Below are 22,385 nucleotides of genomic sequence, written 5' to 3'. Positions count from 1 at the left end.
CGTCGGCGGACCCACGTACCGCAGCACGGCTCCGCTCCCCGGCCGCTCCGGAGAGAGCACCGACCCGACAGAGAAGAACGCATCCAGCAATCGACGACGAAGGTGAGACGAGCATGAGACGAGCAGTCGCCTTGCGACTTCAGGCGGGGCTGGCCGCGGCGGCCATCGCGGCCGCGGTCGGCATGGCCCTACCGGCATTCCAGGCGTCGGCGGCGGCCGGCAGCGCCACGGGCTACGCGACCGCCAACGGCGGGACCACCGGCGGCGCGGGCGGGCAGACGGTGCGGGCCACGACGGGCACCGCGATCCATGCGGCCCTGTGCGGCCGGGCCAGCAGCAGCACCCCGATCACCATCGAGGTCGAGGGGACCGTCAATCACGGCAACACCAGCAAGGTGTCGGGCGAGAGCTGCAACACCGCCGCCGGCGTGATCGAGCTCAAGCAGATCAGCAACGTCACGATCATCGGGGTCGGCAGCGGGGCCGTCTTCGACCAGGTGGGCATCCACATCCGCGAGGCCGGCAACATCATCATCCAGAACGTGACCGTCCGGAACGTCAAGAAGTCGGGCTCGCCCACGTCCAACGGTGGTGACGCCATCTCCATGGAGAGCGACGTGCGCAACGTCTGGGTCGATCACGTCACCCTGGAGGCCTCGGGCGGGGAGTCGGAGGGGTTCGACGGCCTGTTCGACATGAAGGACAACACCCAGTACGTGACCCTGTCGTACAGCATCCTGCGCAACTCCGGCCGCGGCGGGCTCATCGGGTCCAGCGAGAGCGACCGCTCGAACGGCTTCATCACCTTCCACCACAACCTGTACGAGAACATCGACTCCCGCACGCCCCTGCTGCGCGGCGGCATAGCTCACATCTACAACAACTCCTACGTGAGCCTGCATGAGTCCGGCATCAACTCCCGGGCCGGGGCTCGCGCCAAGGTGGAGAACAACCACTTCAAGGACTCCAAGGACGTCCTCGGCACCTTCTACACCAGCGAGGCCGGCTACTGGCAGGTCGCCGGCAACATCTTCGACAACGTGACCTGGTCCAGCCCCGGCAGCGAGAACAACCCCGCCGGCCCCGACCCGCAGTCCAACACCTCCGTCAGCGTCCCGTACTCCTACAGCCTCGACGGGGCCGGTTGCGTGCCGGGCATCGTCCGGCAGACGGCGGGCGCCAACAAGGGGCTGCAGGTGTCGAACGGCAACTGCTCGCCGCAGACACCGACGGCGACGCCGACACCTACCGGCCCCACGCCGACGGTCACCCCCACGCCGACGATCAGCCCCACGCCCGGCGGGAACAACCTCAGCATCGGGGCCGGCTCCGACGGCTCCAGCAAGGCCGACGGAACGAGCTACGGCAACGTGCGGGACGGCAACCTGAGCACCTACTGGTCACCGGCCGGCTCGACCGGCGACATCTCCATCAAGTGGAGCTCGGCCCAGACGGTGTCCAGGATCGTCATCCGTGAGGCGTCAGGCGCCGCGGCCATCGGGTCCTGGCAGGTCCTCAACGGCACCAACGGTGCCGTCCTGAAGTCCGGCAGCGGTGCGGGCAGCATCACCTTCGCCCCGACCTCGCTGAGCAAGGTCACCTTCAGGATCGCCGGCTCGACCGGCACGCCGCGGGTCGCCGAGTTCGAGACCTACGCCGGGTAGACCGTCAGGTTCGGTGCCCGGCCGGCCGGTGCCACCCGGCCGGCCGGGCACCGATGCCGAGATCATGGTGCTCCATCATGAGGTGGCGGAGCCGCCTGGCGGATGACCCGTTTCTGTGGTGAGACTGGGCGTATGGCGTCCGAGGTGAACGTGATACCTGCCCCGCGTCGGCTCGAACGGGCCGGCGGCTCAGGGTCGTTCGGCGGGGATGCGCGTACCGGTGTCGATCCGTCGCTGGGGCCGGAGGCGTACCGGCTGACCGTGTCGGCCGACGGCGTCGAGATCGTGGGCGGCGACGAGGCCGGTGTCTTCTGGGGGCGCCAGACCCTGCGGCAGATGCTGGGCCCGGACGCCTTCCGCCGGGCCCCCATCACGCGAGGGCCGGTCACGGTGCCGTACGTGACCATCGAGGACATGCCGCGTTTCGCCTGGCGGGGCTTCATGCTCGACGTCGCGCGGCACTTTCTGCCCAAGGACGACGTGCTGCGCTATGTCGACCTGCTGGCCGCCCACAAACTGAACGTCCTGCACCTGCATCTCACTGACGACCAGGGCTGGCGGGTGGAGATCCGACGCTACCCCCGGCTGACCGAGGTCGGCTCCTGGCGGCGGCGGACTCGCATGGGCTGGGGCGAGCCGCCGCTCTGGGATGAGCGGCCGCACGGCGGCTTCTACACTCAGGACGATCTACGGGAGATCGTCGCGTACGCGGCGGAGCGGCATGTCACGGTCCTCCCCGAGATCGACCTTCCGGGCCATTCGCAGGCCGCCATCGCCGCCTACCCCGAACTGGGAAACGCCGACGTCGTCGACACCGCCGCGCTGGAGGTGTGGACCGACTGGGGGTTCAACCGCAACGTGCTGGCTCCTACCGACGGCGTGCTGCGTTTCTACGAGGGCGTCCTGGAGGAGGTGCTGGAGATCTTTCCCAGCCGGTACGTCCATATCGGCGGTGACGAGTGCTTCAAGGATCAGTGGCGCAAGTCGCCCACGGCCCAGGCGCGCATCGGTGAACTGGGGCTCCGGGGTGAGGACGAGCTGCAGGCCTGGATGATCCGTCACTTCGACCGATGGCTCGCCGCGCGGGGACGGCGCCTCATCGGCTGGGACGAGATCCTGGACGGCGGCCTGGCGGAGGACGCAGCCGTCATGTGCTGGCGGTGGTACGCGGGCGGGATCGCCGCCGCGGAGGCCGGGCACAGCGTGGTGATGTGTCCGCAACAGGAGGTCTACCTCGACCATGCGCAGGCCCATGGCGACGAGGAGCCCGTACCGTTCGGATGGGTGCACACGCTGGAGGACGTCTACCGCTTCGAACCCGTGCCGCCCCGCCTGGCCGGCACACCCCACGCGGCCAACATCATCGGCACCCAGGCGAACCTGTGGACCGAGGTTGCCGAGAACCGCAGCCGGGTCGACTACCAGGCGTTCCCCCGCCTCGTCGCGTTCGCCGAAGTGGCCTGGTCGGACCTGCCGGACCCGGACGAACGCGATTTCGAGGACTTCGAGCGCCGGATGAGCATGGCGCACTACGCCCGCTTGGACGCGCTGGGCGTCGGATACCGCCCGCCCACCGGGCCGCACCCATGGCAGCAACGCCCCGGCGTTCCCGGACGGATGCACAACAAACCCCGGAAAACCTGGCGGATGGCGACCTGACCGTTTGCCCTGCCCCGCACAGGTGCGGGGCAGGGGGACGGCCCGCCGCGGCCGCTCACGATCCGCTGTGCTGGTGCTGCTCGGGCAGGCGGCTTGCCGGGTGCACCCACAACAGCACGTTGTCCAGCCGCCCGTCCTTCGCCTCCTCCCGCTCCCGCCGGAAGAACGCAAGGATCTCTCGGTCCGAGTGGCGCAGGCTGAAGTGCACCAGGACGAACAAGGTCTGGGGGTGGGCCTCGACCAGGGGTCTGAGCCGGCTCCACACCGTGTGCCCGACCCGATTCGCGCGCTCCGCCTCGGCGTCGTCCAGGAAGGTGCACTCGGTGATGACGACCGGATACTCGAAGAGCCACGGGTTCCGCTCGAACACGTTCACATGAGTGTCGCCGAGAAAGGCGAACAGCGGCCGGCTGACCTCGGCGTCGACCTCGGCCCCCTCCTTGCGGCGCCGGGCCATGATCCGGCCGAACTCCTCGCCCCGCCCCTCCCTCACCAGGGACCGCCGCAGCTCCTCGAACTCCGGCCGCAGCGCCTTGCGCCGCTCCGAGAAGGCGTATCCCACGCAGGGCACCTTGTGTTCGCACTCCACCACCCGCACGTGGTGTCCGCGGCGTCCGAAGACGAACTCGTCGTCCTGCCGCACGCCATGCAGGCGGTGACCCCCCGCCAGCGCGGGGTCGAAGCCCGCCCCGTGATTGAGCTCGGCGGACGCGCGCAGGTAGGACTCCGCGTACGGCACTGACTCAGCGGGCAGGTAGACGTCCGCGCCGGAGGAAGCCAGGAAATCGAGATCCTTGGAGTGATCGTGGTGGGTGTGGGTCAGGAAGACCGTGTCCACCTGCCGCCCCTCACACAGCCCCGCGTCGAGGCTGCACCGTAGCTCGGGGATGTGGAAGAAGGTCTTGTCGTTCGCGCGGGAGTAGCCGGTGAGCGTCAGCTCGGTTCCGTGGATCCGCCAGGTCTTCCACTGCCGGAAGGGATGCCCCCGCTCCAGCAGCTCGGGATGGTCAAGCCGTTGCTCCGGAACCTGCATCATCGAGGGGGCCTTTCCTGAGCGGTCGTGGACAGCGCTTCCCGCCGCCGGTGATCAAGCGTCCGCGATCGTAGCGCCCGATCTTCCCCCGGGCACACCGATTTTCCAGGCCGGCGGTGTGCTCCGCAGCTCCGGGGAACCCGGGGCCCGCGCGTCCAGGATCGCGTGGTCCCGGGAGCGGCCTGACCTCAGCGGCGGCGGTAGGTGACGATCGACTCGGAGTCACCGTTCACGATCGAGGTCGCCAGCCACAGCTGGGACGTGCCCGGGATGCGCTCGACCACCGCCCGGGTCACCTCGCCGGGCGACGGCGAGCGCTCGCGCGTCCACGTCCGGCCGTCCCAGTGCAGCAGCACGACGTGCCGTGGAGTGGTCCCGGTGCGCAGGCTCGCGATCCACACGTCGCTGGGGCCGAAGGCCGTCACGCTGGTCAGCTCGCCTCGCCAGTCCGGCGGCAGCGCGACCCGCGTCCAGGAGGCGCCGTCCCACCGCAGGACGAGGGGGCTTTCCCCGGCCCGTCCCACCGCCCACACGTCGGACGGGCTGTTCTGCCAGACGGCGCCCAGAGTGCCGCCGCCCGGCACCACGGGCATCTCGGACTGCTCGAACCCGCGGGCCGAGCCGTGCCAGACCATCGGCTGCTCCATGCGTGATCCGGCGATCCAGGTGTGCCCCGCGCCCGCGCTCACCGCGCGCAGCTCGTCGGCCGGCGGGTTGACGGTGAGCTTCCGGCTGAAGCGGGCGCCGTACCCCTGCATCACCTGCGAGGACGAGATGAGGACGACGCGACCGCCGTCCACCGCGACGTCCCGCGACGTCATCGGCGACCGATGGCGTCGCCAGGAGCGGCCGTCCCACTGCAGGGCGACGGGCTCGTCGAAGGCACCGCCGCCCACCGCCCAGGCGTTGGCCGGCCCGTCGGCGTCGACCGCCGCCAAGCTGCCGGTATGGTCCGCCGGCAGACGCCGCCAGTGGGAGCCGTCCCAGTGGCGCAGGGTCATCTCCACGCCGTCCTCCCAGCCCTTGTAGCCGGCGGCCCAGGCGAGGTCGGGGGAGGCGGCGCTCACGTCGTACAGGCCCCGCTCCCAGGAGTGGTCGTCGGGCAGGCCGGGGACGAGCTCCCACCGCGCCGACAGCGGAACATCCTCGTCGGCCGGCGTCGGCGTGGGCTCGGGCGTGGGCTCGGGCGTGGGAACGGGCGCGAACTCGGACGCGGGAACGGGCACGGGCGGCGGCTCGGATCCGGCCGCCGGGGTGGGCGCGGCGGCGCAGCCCTGCACGACCAGGCAGGCCACGACGGCCGGCAACCATGCTCTCATCGGCGCCTCCGCGACGGACTATAACAGCGCGCCCGCGAACACGGCTGCGCCCGTTGCAGCCTGCTCTCCGCCCTCCGCAAGACCGGCGTGTCCATCCCCTCATCCCAGCGTCGGCCCGGTCCCTGGAACGACCGTCGGGGTCGCGGCCCCGGACGAAATGACCGCACGATGTCTGGTTGCTGCCCTGTTTTGCTTCCGCCGGGTGGTGCACAGTCTGAACTGCCGGGGGCGCGTGACGGGGCGCGTCAACGCAGGAGTGGGGGTGTCATGGCCGCTTTGCGGTTTTCGCTGCTCGGCCCATTGGCAGTGACGTGTGACGGGACGCATCTGTCGGTGCCGGTCGGCAAGATCCGGGTGCTGCTCGCCGCCCTCCTGCTCCGGCCCAACCAGGTGGTCCCCCTCGACCAGCTCACCGAGCGTATGTGGGGTCAGCGGCCTCCGCGAAACCCGCGTCGGGTCGTGCAGACCAACATCGTGCGCCTGCGGCAGATCCTGGGCCTGAGCGAAGTGATCCAGACAGAGCCGGGTGGCTATCTTGCCCGCCTCGAACCCGGCCAACTCGACCTGCTCGAGTTCCAGCAGTCGATGCGGCTGGCAGCCGACGCGGCGACACCGGTGCTGGAAAACCGTTTCCTGCACGAGGCGCTCGCTCTGTGGCGCGGTCCGGCCTGCGCCGACATCGAATCCGACGCCCTCCACCAGATCGATGTCCCGCCCCTCACCGAGCAGCGCCTTTATGGGCTCGAACGCCGTATCGACCTCGATATTCAGCTGGGAGAAGACGCCGCGCTCATCGCGGAGTTGCGTGGGTTGACCGCCGAACATCCCCTGCGGGAGCGATTGTGGGTCCAGCTCATGACCACCCTGTGCCGGACCGGACGGCAGGCCGAAGCCCTGGAGGCCTACCGCACCGTTACCCACCTCCTCAAGGAGGAGCTCGGCATCGACCCCGGCGCCGAACTGCGACGGCTGCATCAGGCCGTCCTCACCCAGGAGCATGCGCACCAGGCGCGCCCCCTATCGCCCGCGCCGTCAAAGGCACGGAACGGGAGGCAGCCGATCCTCCGTAAGGAGGATCCGGCACTGGGTGAGTTGCTGCGCACCTGGCGGGAGCGGGTCTCGCTGACGCAGGAGCACCTCGCGGCGCGGGCGTGCCGCAACGTCCATGCCGCGCCCCGGCAACTGCCCACCGATGTGGGTTCGTTCGTCGGCCGGGAGCCGGAGCTCGTCGTCCTGGTGCGGGCCGGTGACACGACGACGGTGCCGATCATCGCCATCGACGGTATGGCGGGAGCCGGCAAGACCGCGCTGGCCGTCCACGCCGCCCACGAGCTGGCTCCCCGCTTCCCCGACGGGAACCTGTTCATCGACCTGCACGGCTATACCTGCGGCGCGGCTCCGGCCGACCCGGCCGACACGCTCGCCCGGGTGCTCGGTGTGCTGGGCGTCCCCGGAGAGTCGATCCCGCGGCACCTCGACGACCGGGCGGCCTTGTACCGCAGCGTGCTGGCCGACAAGAAGCTGCTGATCGTGCTCGACAACGCCGCCGACGAGGCACAGGTCCGGCCGCTGTTGCCGGGGGAGGGCAGCTGCCTCGTCCTGATCACGAGCCGGCGGCGGCTGGTCGGCCTGGACGGTGCGCGTACGGTGACCGTGGACGTCATGCCGCTCACGGACGCGGTCGCGCTGTTCGCCGCCACCGCGGCACGACAACGCCTCGTGGACACGCCGGCGGAGGCGCTGACCGAGGTGGTGCGGTGGTGCGGGCTGCTGCCGCTGGCGATCCGGCTGGCGGCGGCCCGGCTGAACGCCCATCCCGCCTGGAGCGTGAGCCATCTCCTGGAACGACTGCGACGGCGTCAGCACCGGCTGAGCGAGCTGCACGCCGGGCAACGCAGCGTCACCGCCGCCCTCGACGTCTCCTACCGCACGCTCACCACCGCCGAGCGGCGCGCCTACCGCCTGCTGGGGTTGCACGCCGGCGTGGACATCACCCCTGACGCGGCCGCGGCCCTGCTGGCCACCACCGTCACGCGGGCCTCGGTGCTGCTGGACAGGCTGCTGGAGAGCCATCTGCTGCAGGAGCACGTTCCCGCCCGCTACCGCTTTCACGACCTGATCAGTGCCCATGCCGCCGAGGAGGCCGTCGCGGAGGAGTCCGAGGCCGAGCAGCGTGCCGCGTTGAGCCGCCTGCTGGACTATTACAGCCGGGGCGCTTCGGCGGCCATCGACCGGCTCTATCCGTACGAGGTCGACACGCGCCCGCGCATAGACCCGAGCAGGATTCCCACGCCTCCGATGGCCGATGCCGCCGGCTGGCTGAAGGCGGAGCTGCCCAACCTGCTCGCCCTCGCCCGGCACGGCTTCCCCGACCGGTTCCCTTCCCTCGGCCCGGGCCTGGCCGCCCAGCTCCCGATCCGTCGAGTCGTCCGGCTTCTTGCCCGCCACCGCGGCGTCCTCCAGGGCGATCTCGCCACCGCATGCACTTCGGACAACGCCGCGCCGGCCGACTTGTGAGCGTTCCTCCGCGTCTCCTGACGCCGGAGCGCGACGGAGGTGGTCAGGATCGGCTTGGTTTGCCGCCGGACAGCCCGGTCGGATAGGAAGTCGGCATGCTGAGAGGTAACAAGGTCGGGCTCAGGGCCCGGTACGAGGACGACATTCCGATCCTCCGGACCGAGCTCTACGACGACGTGGTCAACTCCTCGCGGGCCGAAGGCGGGCCGTGGCGGCCGATCACCCCCGGCTCGAAGGATCCGCGGCTCGTGGTGGACGACAAGGAGCAGGGGCACGTCCCGTTCTCGGTCGTGGAGCTGGACGGCGGCACGCTGGTCGGCACCGCGACGTTCTGGGGCATCGACACCCACAACCGGTCCGCGCACATCGGGCTGGGGCTGCTGCCGTCGGCCCGTGGCAAGGGCTACGGCACCGACGTGGTCGCGGTGCTGTGCCACTACGGTTTCGTCGTGCGCAGCCTGCACCGGCTGCAGATCGAGACGCTGTCGGACAACGTCGCGATGCTGCGCGCCGCGGAGCGCAACGGCTTCGTCCGCGAGGGCGTGCTGCGCTCCGCGGCCTGGGTGATGGGCGAGTTCCTGGACGAGGTGCTGCTCGGGCTCCTCGTCCAGGACTGGAAGCCGGCGCTGTGACTGCTTCTCGGGCGGGAATGGCGCGGCGGCCCCACTCGAGAAGAGGGTCACAATCCGGCGCCGCCGGTCGCGTCGACCACCCTGCCGGTCACCCAGCGGGCGTCGTCGGAGGCGAGGAAGGCCACGATGCCGGCGATGTCCTCGGGCTGCCCGACGCGGCCGAGGGCGGCCAGTGACGCGGCGTGGGCCTCGGCCTCCGGGTTGCCGCGCAGCCATCCCGCGTTGATGTCGGTGTCGACGATCCCGGGGGCCACCGAGTTCGCCGTGATGCCCCGCGGGCCCAGTTGCGCGGCCAGGTTGAGGGTGAAGGTGTCCAGGGCGCCCTTGGTGGCGGCGTAGGCGATGATCTCGGGCATGGCCAGGCGGGCGGCGCCGCTGGAGATGTTGATGACGCGCCCGCCGTCGCGCAGCCGGCTGAGCCCGTGCCGCACGACGAAGAAGGGCGCCCGGACGTTCACCGCGAAGACCTCGTCGAACTGCTCCTCGGTGAGCGAGGCCAGGTCGGAGCTGCGGCCGATGCCGGCGTTGTTGACGATGATGTCGACGCCCGGCCGGAGCGAGTGCGGTTGGACCTGGGCGTCGAAGGCGGCCCACAGCGCGGCCGCGTCGCCGTGCCTGCCCAGCTCCGCCCGGATCGCGAACGCCCGGCCGCCGTCCTTGCCGACTCTCTCGACGACCTCGTCGGCCGCGGCCTGATCGCGGGCGAAGGTGACGGCCACGACGGCGCCGTCCCGGCCGAGCCGCTCGGCGATGGCCCGCCCGATCCCCCTGCTGCCGCCGGTGACCAGCGCCACCTTGCCCTCCAGCATGCGTCCGCCCATGGTGTTCCCGCCTCCCATTTATTGAGTGATTGCTCAACAAGTACGCTAGCACGATTTCTTGAGTGGACGCTCTAGAATGTGGGGCATGGGTCAAGCAGGCACGGCACGGGGTCGCCCGCGCACGTTCGACCGTGACGCGGCACTCGCCGCGGCCACGCGGCTGTTCTGGGAGCGCGGTTACGAGGCCACCTCGCTCAACGAGCTCACCGAGGCGATGGGCATCCGCCCGGGCAGCCTGTACGCCGCCTTCAGGGACAAGAAGGCGCTGTTCAAGGAGGTCGTGCACGCATACGCCCGCTCGCCCGTCGGCGCGTTCGTCGGCGTCGCCCTCCGCGAGGAGCCGGGGGCGTACCACGCCTTCGCCCGAGTCCTGCGCGAGGCCGCGGCGATCTACCCCGACCCCTCCCACCCCGCCGGCTGCCTCACCATCAGTGCCGCCACCAACGTCACCGTCCAGGACGCCGAGATCGCGGCGTTCCTGCGCGACCTGCGCAACGCCAACCTCGAGATCTTCCACGACCGCCTGCGCGCCGCTCAGCAGGGCGGCGAGCTACCCGCCGACGCCAACCCCCGCGCCCTGGCCGGTTACTTCGCCGCCGTCATCCAAGGGATGTCGCAGCGCGCCCGGGACGGAGCTGATGCGGCCGAGCTCACCGAGATCGCCGAACTGGCCCTGGCCGCGTGGCCGCGACACGAGCCGGATCCGCCAGGCTGACGCACAGCCCTCGATCGGCCGAGCGTGCGCCGACCTCGGCCGCGCGTCGGGCGCGACATCTCGGCTGTGCGCAGGATGAGGCGGTTCTGAGGACGGCCGGACCTTAACTGAAGCGAACAGCTCGTCAAAGTCAGGAGTGCCATGAGATCTTTCTCGCGGTTTCTCGCCATCGCCGCTCTCGCCGGAGTCGCGGTCATGAGCGCGGGCTACCTGAATTCGGCCGGCGCGTCGTCCGGAACCGCCGTGACGTACCGCATTTTCGATCAGGACTGCTGCAACCACTGACGGATCGGGCGCCGCCGCGCCGCCTCGCCGCCTCGCCGAGCGAGCGTGGGCGAGTGCGGGCGAGTGCGGGCGAGCGGCGCCCGGTCTCCGCGGCCGCTCATCCGCAACCCCTCCACATCTGTGCTGAGCCACCTCGGGCCCTTGGGCGATGAGCAGGTGAAGCTGCTCTGGATGCCGTCTGAAGGTGCTGGTTGTTTGACTGGAGGTGTCACTGACCAGGGGCGGACGGTGGGGGGAAGTTGTCACAGGGGTTGTCGGTCGGGGTGCTGGGACCGCTGGAGGTTTCGGTTGGGGGCGGCCGATCCGGCTGACCGCCAACCGGTTGCGGACGCTGCTGGCCGCCCTGGCGATGTCCGCGGGGAAGACGGTGTCCATGGAACGGCTCACCGAGATGGTGTGGTCGGACGGATGCCCCGCGAACAGCCGCCGGAGTCTGCAGAACTACGCGGCGCGGCTGCGGAGCGCCCTGGGCGGCGGGTGGGTCGAGACACGGCCGAACGGATTCCTCCTGCGGGTCGATGCCGACGACGTGGACGCGTTGCGCTTCGGGCGCATCCTCGACCGGGCAGCGCGGGCCCAGGATTCCGATCTGGAACGCGGGCTGCTCGACGAGGCGTTGGCGCTGTCGAGAGGTGAGCCGTTCGAGGACGTGGCCTCCCCCTGGCTGCAGGAGGCGGAGGCGCCGCGCCTGGCCGAACGATATCTGGCCGCGCTGGAGCGGTACGAGGAACTCCGGATCCGCCTTGCGGAGGATCTCGGCGTGGATCCCAACGCCGAATTACAGCAGTTGTACGCGGAACTGCTCGTCGACCCGCCTGCGACCGCGCTCCTCGCGCCACGCCTCCGCGTGATCCCCCGAACGATCCCCGCCGCGTCCGGAGAAGTCGTCGGCCGCAGCGCGGAGCTCGCCGCGTTGAGCGATCTGGCACGGTCCGGATCGGCAGCCGTCGCGCTGGTCACAGGTCCCGCGGGCACCGGGAAGACGGCCATGGCCGTTCACTGGGCCCACTCGATCGCTGACCGGTTCGCGGACGGGCAGCTCTACCTCGACCTGCGCGGGTCGCACGACGCGCCGGTCGAACCGGTCACGGCATTGCGGACCTTGCTGCGGGCGCTCGGCGTTCCCCCGAAGACCTTCCCTCCGACCTGGCCACGCTGGCCGGTTCGTACCGGACCCTGACCGCCGACCGTCGCCTGCTGGTGCTGCTGGACGACGCACGGGATGCCGATCAGGTCCGCCCTCTGCTACCGGCGGGCCAGACCTGCACGACGGTGATCACCAGCCGGTGTGGAGCCGCAGGCTGGGACGCCACGGACGCCGTCCGGCTCATCACCTTGGAGGAGCCGCCGGAAGCACGGGAGCCCGGCCCCACCCTGCCGCGGCCGGCACCGGCCGATCCTGGCGGCGAACCGTCCGCACCCGGGCCCATGCTCGGCACCAGGCTTCGACCGCGGCGGAAGCGGGCTCCGTTCACGCGAGAAGAGCCCGCCGAACAGGCGGCGCCCGGCAGTGGGTACGAGCTCCTGAACGCGTAGGGCGACGCCGCCCACTGCTCGAAGGGGTCTTCCCGCTGCGGAAGTCGCCGACCGGCAGCACGCCACCGTTCGCCTTCGGCCAGGCACGCACCTTGTCGAGCAGCTGCCCCGCGAACTCGTGACCTGCGTCGCCCGCAGGGGCGCCACTTGCGGCTGAGCGTCGTCACGTCGATCACGACGGCGAGCTCGGCGACGACCCGAGCCGCGATCCCCGGGTACGCCGAATGGCGATCCCAGAATCGAGCCATGGACCGAACAGAACCACGCCGACCACGCCGCCTGCCGGATACGGACCCCACACGCGCGAGTCGAGGCCCTGACGAAGGTTGTCGCTGAGCACCAGCACCGTCTCCGCAGGCACCCGGTCCGACTTCACGGCCGCGCGCATCTGGGGAGGCACCGGCTGACCTGGCAGGCCCACGAGCCGCTTGACCTGGAGCCCGGCCGAGGGTGAGCGCTGTACGGCGCCGGCCTCCACGACCGTGCCGGGCGGGTCGAGCACTACGATGTCCGCCAGTTTGAGCTGAGTCAGCTTGCGGCGCCGGACGAGGACGCGGTCGCCGTCGCGGAGAGTCGGCTCCATGCTGTGTCCCGCGACCGTTACCAGCACCGTGTTGCGCCGCACCCATCGCAGGGCGCAGAACGCGGCGGCGGCGATCACCACCAGCAGCACCGTGGTCAGCAGCAAAGCACGGCCTCCCGCGTGTCGTCGGCGAGCGCGACGGATGTGGCTCGCGCGTCTCCAGTAAACGTCTCTGCGGCTTCGTTCCGGCTTCACGCGCGAGCGCGGGTGTGTTCGTCGTCCGGACCGTGGTGGAGCACTTTGAGGCTGGTATGACGCAGCCCCCGCCTACATTTCCACCGAAGCTGTCCAGCAGGAAGAGGAGGCAGAACGTGGATAAGATCATCCGTCTAGTTGTGAATGCCGGGGATCGGCTGGTCGAGCAGCTCGTCCCCAGCGTCGGTGTCGCCCAGGCAGCTGATTGCTGGACGGAACGACGCTGCGACCGGGACCAGTTCGGTTCGTACCTGTACCTCCGCACCTGTTGTCGCTGGCAGTCGGGTCTCGTCACCTGCGACGGCTGGCAGTACCAGTGCTTCCAGTGCTGCTGACGGTCACAGATCCGTCCGCCACGGCGGCAGCCGGCTGACCTCGTGGATGCGGTGTAGAGGGGGAGCGGGCGTGGGTTGCCATGGTGAACCTTACGAAGTTCGCACGGCAGGAAGACCTACGCCCGTGTCCCGCGTAGCGCCGAGACCATCGACCCGTATGGCCCGGGGCCACGCCTCCCAGGTGATCGCGCCGCCGCTGAACCGCGCGGCCGCGGGAACCGGCTGACCGGGCGCGCCCTCTCGACCGTCACCAGCACCGTGTCGCGCCGCACCCTCGCACGGCGAGCAACGCCGCGGCGCCCGCCCCGAGCAGTACGGCGGTCAGCAGAAAAGTACGGCCTCCAGCAGGCGGACGTCTCGACGGCGTCCGTCAGACCTCACGGCCGGGGAGGGCAGCTCCGGACAGGACCGCGGTGACGGAGGCGAGGCGGAGGCGGCAGGCCGGTCGCGCTGCTCGTCCCCAGCGCCGGTCGCCACCCCCGTCCCATCCCGCCCTTCCGCCGGCGATGGCGAACATGCGCTCCTCAGCACTGAGCCCACGTCTTGGGAAGGCAATGCTCCACGCTGCAGGCACAGGTGGCCTGGCAGGTGAACCAGGAGCAGCTGAAACCGGCCTCGGGAAGCGCCACGTCGGCTCCGACGGCGACGCGGATGTCCAGGTCGAAGTCCTCGTCGAGGCCGGCGGTCACCAGCGCCACGTCATCGATCGGTTGTACGGTCATGATCGTCCTCGCATTCTCGGGCTGCTCCCGATGGACCGTTCTCGCCGGCACCTCTGCCGGAGCCGGCTTGGACGACGGGAGCAGCGGGGGATCACCCGGTAATCTGCAAGGCTCCTGCATCAGATCCGCCTCACCCCGGAACGGCCGGTCAGGCTCACGCTGCGCGCGTACGCGCACCAGGCGGCCGAGCCACGGGAGCGGAGCGACTGACGCCGGCACGTCCGGCCCCGCCTCGTGCGGCCACGACTCGTCGCGGCGAAGGTGCAGAGGTGAGGCCGAAGTGAAGCAGGGTGCTGGCAGCGTGTCCGGCGTTCGGCTCGCTCAGGAGGAAATCGGCTGATGGAAACGGTTGCGTGGGATGGCACGGCGACTCCCCGGCCGGAGGTGCACGCCGTCCGCGGCGCGGCCCGTGGCGGTGTGCCGGTCCCGCTGTCCATCCTGGATCTGGTGACGGTGAGCGCGGGCAGCACCGCGGTGGAAGCCGTCCGTACCAGCACCGAACTGGCCGGCTTGGCCGAGCACCTGGGCTACCACCGCATGTGGGTCGCCGAACACCACTCCACGCCCGACATCGGCAGCTCCTCGCCCGCCGTGCTGCTGGCGCACCTCGCGGCCCGCACCACGACCAGCCGGCTCGGCGCGGGCGGGGTGATGCTGCCCAACCACCCGCCGCTGGTCGTCGCCGAACAGTTCGGCACGCTCGAAGCGCTCCATCCGGGCCGGTTCGACCTCGGCATCGGGCGGGCGCCCGGGACCGGCCCGGCGGCCATGGCGGCGCTGCGGCGCAGCCCGGCGGAGTTCGACCAGCAGCTGGACGAGCTCCTCGGCTTCCTGGACGGCGACCCGTTCGCCGGCGTGCACGCCGTCCCGGGACCGATCCAGGCCGGTGCGGCAGGGGGAACCGGAGAGGTCTCCCGGCCTCCCGTGTGGATCCTCGGGTCGAGCGAGCGAGGGGCTCGGCTGGCCGGGCGGCGCGGGCTCCCGTTCGCTCTCGCCTACCACCTCGAACCCGGCAACCTCGCGACCGCCCTGCGGGCCTACCGCGACGCGTTCCGCCCGTCCGCGACGCTCGCCGAGCCGTACGCGATCGTCTCGGTGTGGGTCGTGGCGGCCGAGACGCGGCGGCAGGCGGAGCGGCTCATGCGGCCGGTCGGCCTGGGCGTGCTGCGGATGACGCAGGGAGTGCCGTCCCTGGTGCCCTCGCCGGAGGAGGCCGAGCGGTACCCGTACACCGATTCGCTCCGCGGCTCACCTGGATCTGGACACCGTCCCTACCGCGTCCGCTGCTTCACGCGCTGGCGGATGCCGGTTTGCTGGAGGCGTGGTTGCTGATGGACCTCGCGGCCGGCTCGGGGCTGCTGGGCACCTCAACTACGGGGTCGCGTACGCTGCAGCGCCGCTCGTCCTCCTGATTTCCTCGCGCAGACGTCTCCGGGTGGAGTGAGGCGCTCAGACAACCCCCCGAAGCGCCGCAGATCGGGCGCCGGGCCGAAGGGACACCCCGTCGCCCGGGTCGTCGGAAAACGACGGCAACTCGGTCATGACCTAGCCTCGTATCCGCTCGTGCGGTTGGCCGCGTGTGCGGTCAGCGCGCCGATGGCGCAGATGAGCGAGAGGCCGAACAGCACGTACCGTGCCGAGTGCAGCATCGATCCGCCGCCCAGGTTGACCAGGACGCCCGCGACAGCCGTACCGAACGCGATCGACAGGCTGGTCACGGTGGCGATCGCCGCCGCCGCCCGGTGTCCCTCCTCCGGATCCCGTGTGCTCGACATCGCGGCCACCGACAGGTGCGGGTAGGCCAGTCCGATGCCGGCGCCCGCGGCGAACAGCACAGGCACCCACACGATCACCAGCCAGACCGGCGTGTCCTCACGCTGCAACAGCCCATGAACGATGAGGCCGAGCGCCAGCAGCCCGGGGCCGAGCACGCGTAGCCTGCGCACCGCACGCCGGCCCGTCACCGACGCGCTGCCGATCTGGGTCAGCGACCAGCCGAGCGAGATGGCGGCGGCGAAGAACCCGGCCGCCAGCGGTGGCAGCCCGGCCAGCCGCTGGCCGAACAGCGGCAGGAACGACTCGACGGCGACGCCGAAGGCCAGCAGCCCCAGCGTCAGGTAGACCCACTTCAGCGACGAACCCCGCTGGTAGGTCATGCGGGGGAAGACCCGTACCTCGTTGCGCCGCTCATGGACGACGAACCCGGCCACCAGGAGCAGCGCCACCGCGATGCCCGCCGCTCTGGCGAACGTACCGGTCACGACCCCGGCCACGCTCACCGCGCCCGCGGCGGCCGTGACCAGCAGCAGTGACCCGGCAGGGATCGGGACCCGCGCGGTGCTGCGTTCGCTGCGCGGCAGAACGCGTGGCACGATCGCGCCGCACACGGCGCCGATCGCCGCCATCGCCGCGAACGCCGGCCGCCACGACCCGAGCTGAGCGAACAGGCCGCCGACCGCGGGGCCGGCGACGTTGCCCACGCCGTACATCGCCGACATCAGCGCGGTGCCGCGCGTCCACAGCCGGGCGGGCAGCGCCGACCGGATCACGGCGAACCCCAGCCCGGACAGCAGCCCCGCGCCGAGCCCATGCGCGCCGCGAGACGCCAGCAGCACCGGCATCGCCGGGCTCAGCGCGCAGGCCAGCGAGCCGGCCGTGAACGTGGCGAAGCCGGCCAGGTACGCGCCGACATTCCCCCACCGGGCCAGGAACCGGCCGGTGAGCATCGTCGCGATCACCATGGCGACGAGATAGATCGTCATGTTCCACGCGTAGAAACTCGCGCCGCCGAGCTCGGCCACCGCGGTCGGCAGCAGGCTCGCGGCGAGGTAGATGTTGATCGCACCGACGAGCACGCCGCCGGCCAGCACGATGGCCGCGCCGAGATGATCCCGCCCCAGCAACTCCCGCCACGCGGGTGGGACACGTGTCTCGACGGCGAGCTGTTCGTGGTCGTAAGCAGTCATGGCTTCAAGGCTGTCGTTGAACTCGCCCCGGAGACTTTTCGCCGGCCGCCGACCACGGTGCTGGACCACGAAGGACAAAGCCTCAAAGCGCGGTGGAGCCTTCCGCCCAGCGGCGCCGCGGCCCGCGTCGGCAAACCTGCGCACGGGTAAGCCGACGCGGCCGCAGGGGTACGCGAAGCGGACGATCACCCACGCGTTGTCCGCGGTGAGCGGTTCAGGTTGTCACGAGCTTCAGGCGGATGAGGCTTTCCGCCGTGTCGACGATCGTGGTCTCCGGATCGCGGGGCGCCCACCCGAGCACCTCGCGGGCCTTGCCGGTACGCAGGACAGGGATCCGGCCCAGCCGGCTGACCGTCTCCCGCAATGCGGGGTTGGACCGGGCCGCCTCGCGTACCTCGTCGGGGGTGAACTCCCGCGTTGGCACCTGGGCCGCGGCCGGGCCCAGATGCTCGGCCAGTATCCGGGCCAACCGGAGGAAGCTGATCGCCTCGCCGCTGCCGGCCAGGAACCGCTGGCCGGCGGCGGCTGGATGCCTCATGGCCCGCACGTGGATGTCGGCGACGTCGCGTACGTCCACCACGCCGAAGTACACCGGGGGCACGATCGGCATGGCGCCCTCCAGCATCGCCTTGATGAGGCCGGTCGAGGCGGACAGGTACGGTCCGAGCAAGGGGCCGAAGATCCCGCTGGGGTTGATCACCGCGAGTTCCAGGCCGCCGCCTTCCGCGTCGACGAAGTCCCACGCCGCCCGTTCGGCGATGGCCTTCGACCTGACGTACGGGGTGTTGTCGTCGGCGGGATCGGTCCAGTCGTTCTCGTCGTACTCGTTGCCGGGTTTGCGGCTGTAGCCCACGGCGGCGAACGACGAGGTGAGCACCACACGCTTCACTCCGGCATCGCGTGCCGCCCGCAGGACGCGCAGCGCGCCGTCGCGCGCGGGAACGATGACCTCGTCAGGGTTGTCGGGCTGGGCGGCCGGAAACGGCGAGGCGACGTGCAGCACGTGGGTGCACCCCGTCACGGCCTCGGCCCAGCCACGGTCGGCGGACAGATCGGCGCTGACGATCTCCAGCCGGTCGCCGGGCTCGTCCACCATGGCCCGCACGCCGGCCGCCCGGCTGAGCGAGCGGACGGTCGTCCGCACCCGGTGCCCGTCCGCGAGCAGGCGACGGATCACGTGCGAGCCCACGTAGCCGCTGCCACCCGTCACCAGCACAAGACCGTCGTCCGCGGTTGATCGCTGTGTCATGTCGTTTCCCCTCGTCAATGCAGGTCAGCGATGACCGGCATGATGTCCGTGATGGCGCGGCGCTCGGCCTCGGCGTCTCCGCGCTCCCGCGCGCTCCAGAGGTCGGCCTTGAGCTCCAGGTAACGCAGCCGCACCCGCATGCGCTCGATCTCCCCGGCGAGGCGCTCGGCATTGCGCTGGAACAACTCGCGCAGCCGGGCCGCGTCGCTCGTGTCCAGATGCCGGAGGTACACGCGCATGTCCTGCACGCTCATCCCGGTCGACCGCAGGCAGCTGAGCGCCTCGATCGTCTCCACGACGGCCGGGCCGTAACGCCGGTGGCCACTGCTCCGGTCGCGCTCGACCGCGCTGATCAGCCCGATCTTCTCGTAGTACCGCAGGGTCGGCTCCGACAGCCCACTCAGCCTGGACACCTCCTGAATCGTCATTCGGGAGGTGTCGTCAATCTTGTCCGTCGCCGCCATGGGTCCAGTCTCCGGAACTTGAAGCGCTTCAAGTCAAGGCGCGCGGCAACGAGGCGGATCTCACCGCTGGTCCGCCCTGCCCGGTAAGGGGGATGCCCCGTAGGGCGGTGTGGTGCGACGCGGCGCCCGCGGGGTCAGCGGGCGGCGAAGTCCTGCGTCCAGTAGATCTGTCCCTGCGCGTCCTTGGCCGCGCCCACCCCGATGAAGGTGTACGAGCAGTTCATGATGTTCTGCCGGTGGCCGTCGCTGTTCATCCAGCCGCGGACCACCTCGGCCGCCGACCGCTGACCCATGGCGATGTTCTCGGCCCAGGCCGAGCCGGTGAAGCCGGTTGCGCGCATGCGGTCGACCATGTCGCGGCCATCCCGGGAGTCGTGGTCGAAGTAGTCGTTCTTCGCCATGTCGGCCGAGTGCCCGAACGCGGCCTTGCGCAGCCGCGCGTCGTGCTTGAGCGGGTCGCAGCCGCCCTTGGCCCGCTCGGCGTTGGTCAGCCGGACGACCTCGTTCTCCATGGTCGTGCCGACGGACGTGACGGGCGCCTTCGACTTGGGAGCCGGCGGCGCCTCCGTCTCCCGTGTCGTGGGGGTGGGGCTAGGGGTGGCGCAGGTCAGCCGTACGGCCTTGGATTTGGCTGTGCCGCCCCGGTAGTCGGTGGCGACCGCGTAGTACGTACCCGGCTCGCAGGGCAGTCGCAGGGCGATGCCGCCCTTCCTGGTGGCGCCACTCTTGATGACCGGATCGGTGCCGGGGACGGCGCGCTTGACCCGGATGCGCAGCAGCGCCGGGTGCACGCAGCCACGGCGGGCGGCCGAGGTCCGGATCTCGAGTGCGGAGACGCCCGGCCTGATCACGCTCACGCGGCACTCGTCCGATTCAGGGGTCGTCCGGGGGGTCGGCTCCCCGGTCTGTGCCGGCGCCGCGCCGTCCGCCGGCGCGGTCACCTCGGGCCCCGCTCCGGCCGCTCCGGCCGGCGGCCGGTCGGCGGCCGGAGCGCAGGCGGCGAGGCCGGCGACGGCGGCGAGTACACCCAGGGATCTGCGCATGGGTTCCTCCAGGGGCGGGAGAGGCTGGTGGTCCCGCATTCTGTCGCCCCCATTACCGACTTGTCACGCAAAACGGACATTTCGCTCTGTGATTAATGTCAACCGAGCGCCCCGGGAGACGTCCAGGGCCCTTCGGCGTCCTGCGTGATGGCGCTGCGCGGAAGGCGCCGCGCTCTCCCCCGGGAGTGCGTGGAAGGCGCCGCGCACTCCCGGGGGAGGGCATGCGGCTCACCGGTGGGCGGCGGCGCCCTCCGCGGGGGTGCCCTCGGCTTGGTAGCCGCTGGCCTGGATGGTGAAGAGCCGGGCGTAGTGGCCGTCCAGGGCCATCAGCTCCGCGTGGTTCCCCCGTTCGGCGACCCCGCCGTCGGCCAGGACGACGATCTCGTCCGCCTCGCGCACCGCGCCGAGCCGGTGCGAGATGAGCAGGCTGGTACGGCCCGCGCGGTGGAGCCGCAGCCGGGTGTGCACCCGGTGCTCGGCCTCGGCGTCCAGGCCGGCGCTCGGCTCGTCGAGGATGAGCAGGTCGCGGTCGCCGCGCATGAGCGTCCTGGCCAGGGCCAGCCGTTGCCACTGGCCGCCGGACAGGACGACGCCGGCGTCGGGGTCGTCCTCGCCCGATTCGGTGAAGAAGATCCGGCTCAGCATGGTCCGGTAGCCGTGCGGCAGGGCTTCCACCTCGGCGTGCACCATGGCGTCGCGAGCGGCCCGCTCGATCCGGGGTGCGTCGTGCCGGGCGGGGAGGTCGCCGACACCGATGTTCTCGGCGGCGGTCAGCTCGTAGGACATGAAGTCCTGGAACAGCACGCCCAGGCGCTGCCGCAGCTCGGCGGGGTCCAGGTCGCGGAGGTCGACGCCGTCCCACAGGATGGCGCCCCGGGTGGGATCGTAGAAGCGGCACAGCAGCTTCACGATCGTGCTCTTGCCGGCGCCGTTCAGCCCGACCAGCGCCACGGAGCGCCCGTGGGGGATGGTCAGGCTGACGCCCCGCAGGACCCAGGGGTGCCCCTCGTGATAGCGGAACCAGACATCGCGCAGCTCGATGCCGCGCCGCAGCGGCTCCGGTGAGAGCGGGGCGGCAGAGGCGGCTGCCAGCGCGTCGGGCAGGCCCGTCACGTGGCGGTAGTGCGCGAACGTCAGCAGCGACTGGTACGCGTTGGCGATCGCGTTGACCAGGGACACCAGTGCCTGCTGCGCGCCGGCGACCGCCGCGACGAACGCCGAGACGTCGCCGACGGTCAGCCGGCCGGCCGCGGCGTTCTGGATGGCCCAGACCAGCCCGGCGCCGGCGATCAGGCTGCCCAGCACCGACAGCAGGAACTGGATCCTGAGCCTCTGCCGGTCCATGAGCCGTTCCCCCGCCTGCACCTTGACCAGCTCGCCGAGCAGCCGCCGCTTGAAGAAGGCGCCGAGGCCGAGCAGCCTGATCTCCTTGGCGGCCGATACGTCGGTGATGAGCGAGCAGTAGAAGAGGTGCCGGCGGTTGGCCGGGGTGATGTCGAGCATGACCCCGGCCCAGCGCCTGCGCAGCCAGATCTGGGCCATCAGGGCGGGAACGGCGGCCAGCGCGACGATGCCGGCCATGACCGGGCTCAGGACGGCCAGCGTGGCCAGCAGGCTGACCAGGGTGATGACGCTCCCGCCCATGGTGAACAGCCCGGTGGTGGCCGGTGCCAGCAGGCCGCCGCCGGCGCGCGTGGCGAGCTGGAGCCGGTCACGGAAGCGGGGGTCCTCGAACCTGGACAGTCCTTGGAAGGTGCAGACCGCGGTGTAGAGGCGGTCCTGGACCAGCCGGTCGACGCTGCGGCCGAGCTGGCTGTCGAGATACTGGCTGAGCTGGGGGAGCGCGGCGGCGGCGGTGCCCGCGACGGCCAGCCCGACCGACCAGCCGAGGAGCAGGGCGCCCGGGTGGCCCGCGACGATGCCGTCCAGCAGCAGCTTGGTCAGCCACACCGTGCTCGCCGGGATGAGCCCGCCGACGATCGCGCAGGCCAGCAGTCCCATGGCGGGCAGCGGGCCCGCCTGCCAGGTCAGCCGCCAGGCCGTGCCGAGGTCGCGGATCACCGGGCTCCCTCCGGGCGGAACAGCGCGAGGAGGTCGTCGAAGCGCGACACGAGCAGCACCACCGCCGCGGCGGCGATGACGGAAGCCAGGACGCCTTCCCCCGCGAGCCGTACGGTGGCGGCCCCGGCGGCCCCGGCCAGGCCGGTCGCCGAGACCACCAGGAGGGTCAGGTTACGGATCACGTGCGGGCGGCCCAGCGGGGTCGCCGCAGCGCCGAAGCAGCGGCACGGGGCCGTGGAACCCCGGCGCAGCGCGACGAGGATCACGCCCGTGAAGGCGGTCAGCAGGCTGACGGCCAGGACGAATCCGGCGAACGACGCCGGCGGCGGCAAGGCGACGAGCAGCGCGGTGCACGCCTCCGCGGCGACCACGGCGGCCGCGGCGGCTCCGGCCAGCGGCCGCGGCACCACGTTCAGCGCCTCGACGGACGCCACGAATTCGCGATAGGCCGTCCGGCCCCGTATTTTGCCGGCGAACGACAGCAGGAACACGCCGGACACGGCGATTCGGCAGCTCAGCAGTAAATAGGCAAGCATTCGCATCCTCATGACCGGTCAAGTCCGTCGGTGGCTTTCTCCGAGTTTGC

General features: G+C 71.2%; 20 protein-coding genes. 9 read left to right on the top strand and 11 right to left on the bottom strand.

Annotated elements, in window-relative coordinates; all coding sequences use genetic code 11:
* The first annotated feature begins 113 nt into the window (after positions 1-113).
* Both AB0J69_RS27430 and AB0J69_RS27425 read left to right on the top strand, forming a co-directional pair.
* A complete protein-coding gene (locus AB0J69_RS27430; protein WP_364122746.1) occupies positions 114-1,664 on the top strand; it encodes a pectate lyase in 1,551 nt (516 codons plus the stop codon).
* Positions 1,665-1,808: 144 nt separating this feature from the next.
* Positions 1,809-3,323 carry a beta-N-acetylhexosaminidase gene (locus AB0J69_RS27425; protein WP_364122744.1) on the top strand — a complete coding sequence of 505 codons (1,515 nt, stop codon included), beginning with the start codon at positions 1,809-1,811 and terminating at the stop codon, positions 3,321-3,323.
* A 55-nt stretch (positions 3,324-3,378) separates the two neighbouring features.
* Here AB0J69_RS27425 and AB0J69_RS27420 read toward each other — a convergent pair whose 3' ends face one another.
* Together AB0J69_RS27420 and AB0J69_RS27415 are read right to left on the bottom strand one after the other, a co-directional pair.
* Complete coding sequence (locus AB0J69_RS27420; RefSeq protein WP_364122742.1) at positions 3,379-4,359, bottom strand: MBL fold metallo-hydrolase; 981 nt, start codon at positions 4,357-4,359, stop codon at positions 3,379-3,381.
* A gap of 185 nt (positions 4,360-4,544) precedes the next feature.
* Positions 4,545-5,675, bottom strand: coding sequence for a hypothetical protein (locus AB0J69_RS27415; protein ID WP_364122740.1), 1,131 nt, complete (start codon positions 5,673-5,675; stop codon positions 4,545-4,547).
* Positions 5,676-5,942: 267 nt separating this feature from the next.
* Here AB0J69_RS27415 and AB0J69_RS27410 point away from each other — a divergent pair, with 267 nt between their 5' ends.
* Together AB0J69_RS27410 and AB0J69_RS27405 are read left to right on the top strand one after the other, a co-directional pair.
* Entirely contained in the window at positions 5,943-8,192 is a 2,250-nt protein-coding gene (locus AB0J69_RS27410; RefSeq protein ID WP_364122738.1) for a BTAD domain-containing putative transcriptional regulator, read from the top strand.
* A 95-nt stretch (positions 8,193-8,287) separates the two neighbouring features.
* The gene (locus AB0J69_RS27405) at positions 8,288-8,824 is read left to right on the top strand and encodes a GNAT family protein (RefSeq protein ID WP_364122736.1); all 537 of its coding nucleotides are present in this window, start codon (positions 8,288-8,290) and stop codon (positions 8,822-8,824) included.
* Positions 8,825-8,871: 47 nt separating this feature from the next.
* On the opposite strand, the gene AB0J69_RS27400 is transcribed toward AB0J69_RS27405, so the two are convergent.
* Positions 8,872-9,645 carry an SDR family oxidoreductase gene (locus AB0J69_RS27400; protein ID WP_364122734.1) on the bottom strand — a complete coding sequence of 258 codons (774 nt, stop codon included), beginning with the start codon at positions 9,643-9,645 and terminating at the stop codon, positions 8,872-8,874.
* Between the two features lie 85 nt (positions 9,646-9,730).
* Between AB0J69_RS27400 and AB0J69_RS27395 the strand changes: the two genes are divergently transcribed.
* The 3 genes from AB0J69_RS27395 (at position 9,731) to AB0J69_RS27385 (ending at position 11,825) form a co-directional block, all read left to right on the top strand.
* On the top strand, positions 9,731-10,360 hold the full coding sequence (locus AB0J69_RS27395; RefSeq protein WP_364122732.1) for a TetR/AcrR family transcriptional regulator: 630 nt from the start codon (positions 9,731-9,733) through the stop codon (positions 10,358-10,360).
* Positions 10,361-10,501: 141 nt separating this feature from the next.
* Positions 10,502-10,645, top strand: a complete 144-nt coding sequence (locus tag AB0J69_RS27390; RefSeq protein ID WP_364122730.1) for a hypothetical protein — start codon at positions 10,502-10,504, stop codon at positions 10,643-10,645.
* A gap of 205 nt (positions 10,646-10,850) precedes the next feature.
* Positions 10,851-11,825: an AAA family ATPase gene (locus AB0J69_RS27385; protein ID WP_364122728.1), complete on the top strand. Its 975-nt coding sequence runs from the start codon at positions 10,851-10,853 to the stop codon at positions 11,823-11,825.
* A gap of 528 nt (positions 11,826-12,353) precedes the next feature.
* Here the strand turns inward: AB0J69_RS27385 and AB0J69_RS27380 are convergent.
* Positions 12,354-12,869 carry a S26 family signal peptidase gene (locus tag AB0J69_RS27380; RefSeq protein ID WP_364122726.1) on the bottom strand — a complete coding sequence of 172 codons (516 nt, stop codon included), beginning with the start codon at positions 12,867-12,869 and terminating at the stop codon, positions 12,354-12,356.
* A 206-nt stretch (positions 12,870-13,075) separates the two neighbouring features.
* Here AB0J69_RS27380 and AB0J69_RS27375 point away from each other — a divergent pair, with 206 nt between their 5' ends.
* The gene (locus AB0J69_RS27375; protein ID WP_364122724.1) at positions 13,076-13,294 is read left to right on the top strand and encodes a hypothetical protein; all 219 of its coding nucleotides are present in this window, start codon (positions 13,076-13,078) and stop codon (positions 13,292-13,294) included.
* Between the two features lie 524 nt (positions 13,295-13,818).
* On the opposite strand, the gene AB0J69_RS27370 is transcribed toward AB0J69_RS27375, so the two are convergent.
* Positions 13,819-14,016 carry a hypothetical protein gene (locus tag AB0J69_RS27370; RefSeq protein ID WP_364122722.1) on the bottom strand — a complete coding sequence of 66 codons (198 nt, stop codon included), beginning with the start codon at positions 14,014-14,016 and terminating at the stop codon, positions 13,819-13,821.
* 339 nt (positions 14,017-14,355) lie between these two features.
* On the opposite strand from AB0J69_RS27370, the gene AB0J69_RS27365 reads away from it, so the two are divergent.
* On the top strand, positions 14,356-15,348 hold the full coding sequence (locus AB0J69_RS27365; RefSeq protein ID WP_364122720.1) for an LLM class flavin-dependent oxidoreductase: 993 nt from the start codon (positions 14,356-14,358) through the stop codon (positions 15,346-15,348).
* A 206-nt stretch (positions 15,349-15,554) separates the two neighbouring features.
* Here AB0J69_RS27365 and AB0J69_RS27360 read toward each other — a convergent pair whose 3' ends face one another.
* The 6 genes from AB0J69_RS27360 to AB0J69_RS27335 all read right to left on the bottom strand — a co-directional run bounded on the left by AB0J69_RS27360 (position 15,555) and on the right by AB0J69_RS27335 (position 22,335).
* Positions 15,555-16,982 carry an MFS transporter gene (locus tag AB0J69_RS27360; protein WP_364122718.1) on the bottom strand — a complete coding sequence of 476 codons (1,428 nt, stop codon included), beginning with the start codon at positions 16,980-16,982 and terminating at the stop codon, positions 15,555-15,557.
* Between the two features lie 214 nt (positions 16,983-17,196).
* A complete protein-coding gene (locus AB0J69_RS27355; protein ID WP_364122716.1) occupies positions 17,197-18,231 on the bottom strand; it encodes an aldehyde reductase in 1,035 nt (344 codons plus the stop codon).
* A gap of 14 nt (positions 18,232-18,245) precedes the next feature.
* Entirely contained in the window at positions 18,246-18,659 is a 414-nt protein-coding gene (locus AB0J69_RS27350; protein WP_364122714.1) for a MerR family transcriptional regulator, read from the bottom strand.
* A gap of 170 nt (positions 18,660-18,829) precedes the next feature.
* Positions 18,830-19,738: a CAP domain-containing protein gene (locus AB0J69_RS27345; protein ID WP_364122712.1), complete on the bottom strand. Its 909-nt coding sequence runs from the start codon at positions 19,736-19,738 to the stop codon at positions 18,830-18,832.
* A gap of 228 nt (positions 19,739-19,966) precedes the next feature.
* Positions 19,967-21,799: an ABC transporter ATP-binding protein gene (locus tag AB0J69_RS27340; protein WP_364122710.1), complete on the bottom strand. Its 1,833-nt coding sequence runs from the start codon at positions 21,797-21,799 to the stop codon at positions 19,967-19,969.
* Positions 21,796-22,335: a MauE/DoxX family redox-associated membrane protein gene (locus AB0J69_RS27335; RefSeq protein WP_364122709.1), complete on the bottom strand. Its 540-nt coding sequence runs from the start codon at positions 22,333-22,335 to the stop codon at positions 21,796-21,798. The genes AB0J69_RS27340 and AB0J69_RS27335 overlap by 4 nt, the downstream gene beginning before the upstream one ends.
* Positions 22,336-22,385: the final 50 nt, after the last annotated feature.

This window comes from Nonomuraea sp. NPDC049709 (genome assembly GCF_040674815.1).
Lineage (GTDB): Bacteria > Actinomycetota > Actinomycetes > Streptosporangiales > Streptosporangiaceae > Nonomuraea.
The sequence above is the reverse complement of the archived record's forward strand: the minus strand, read 5'-3'. Positions and strand labels throughout refer to the sequence as shown.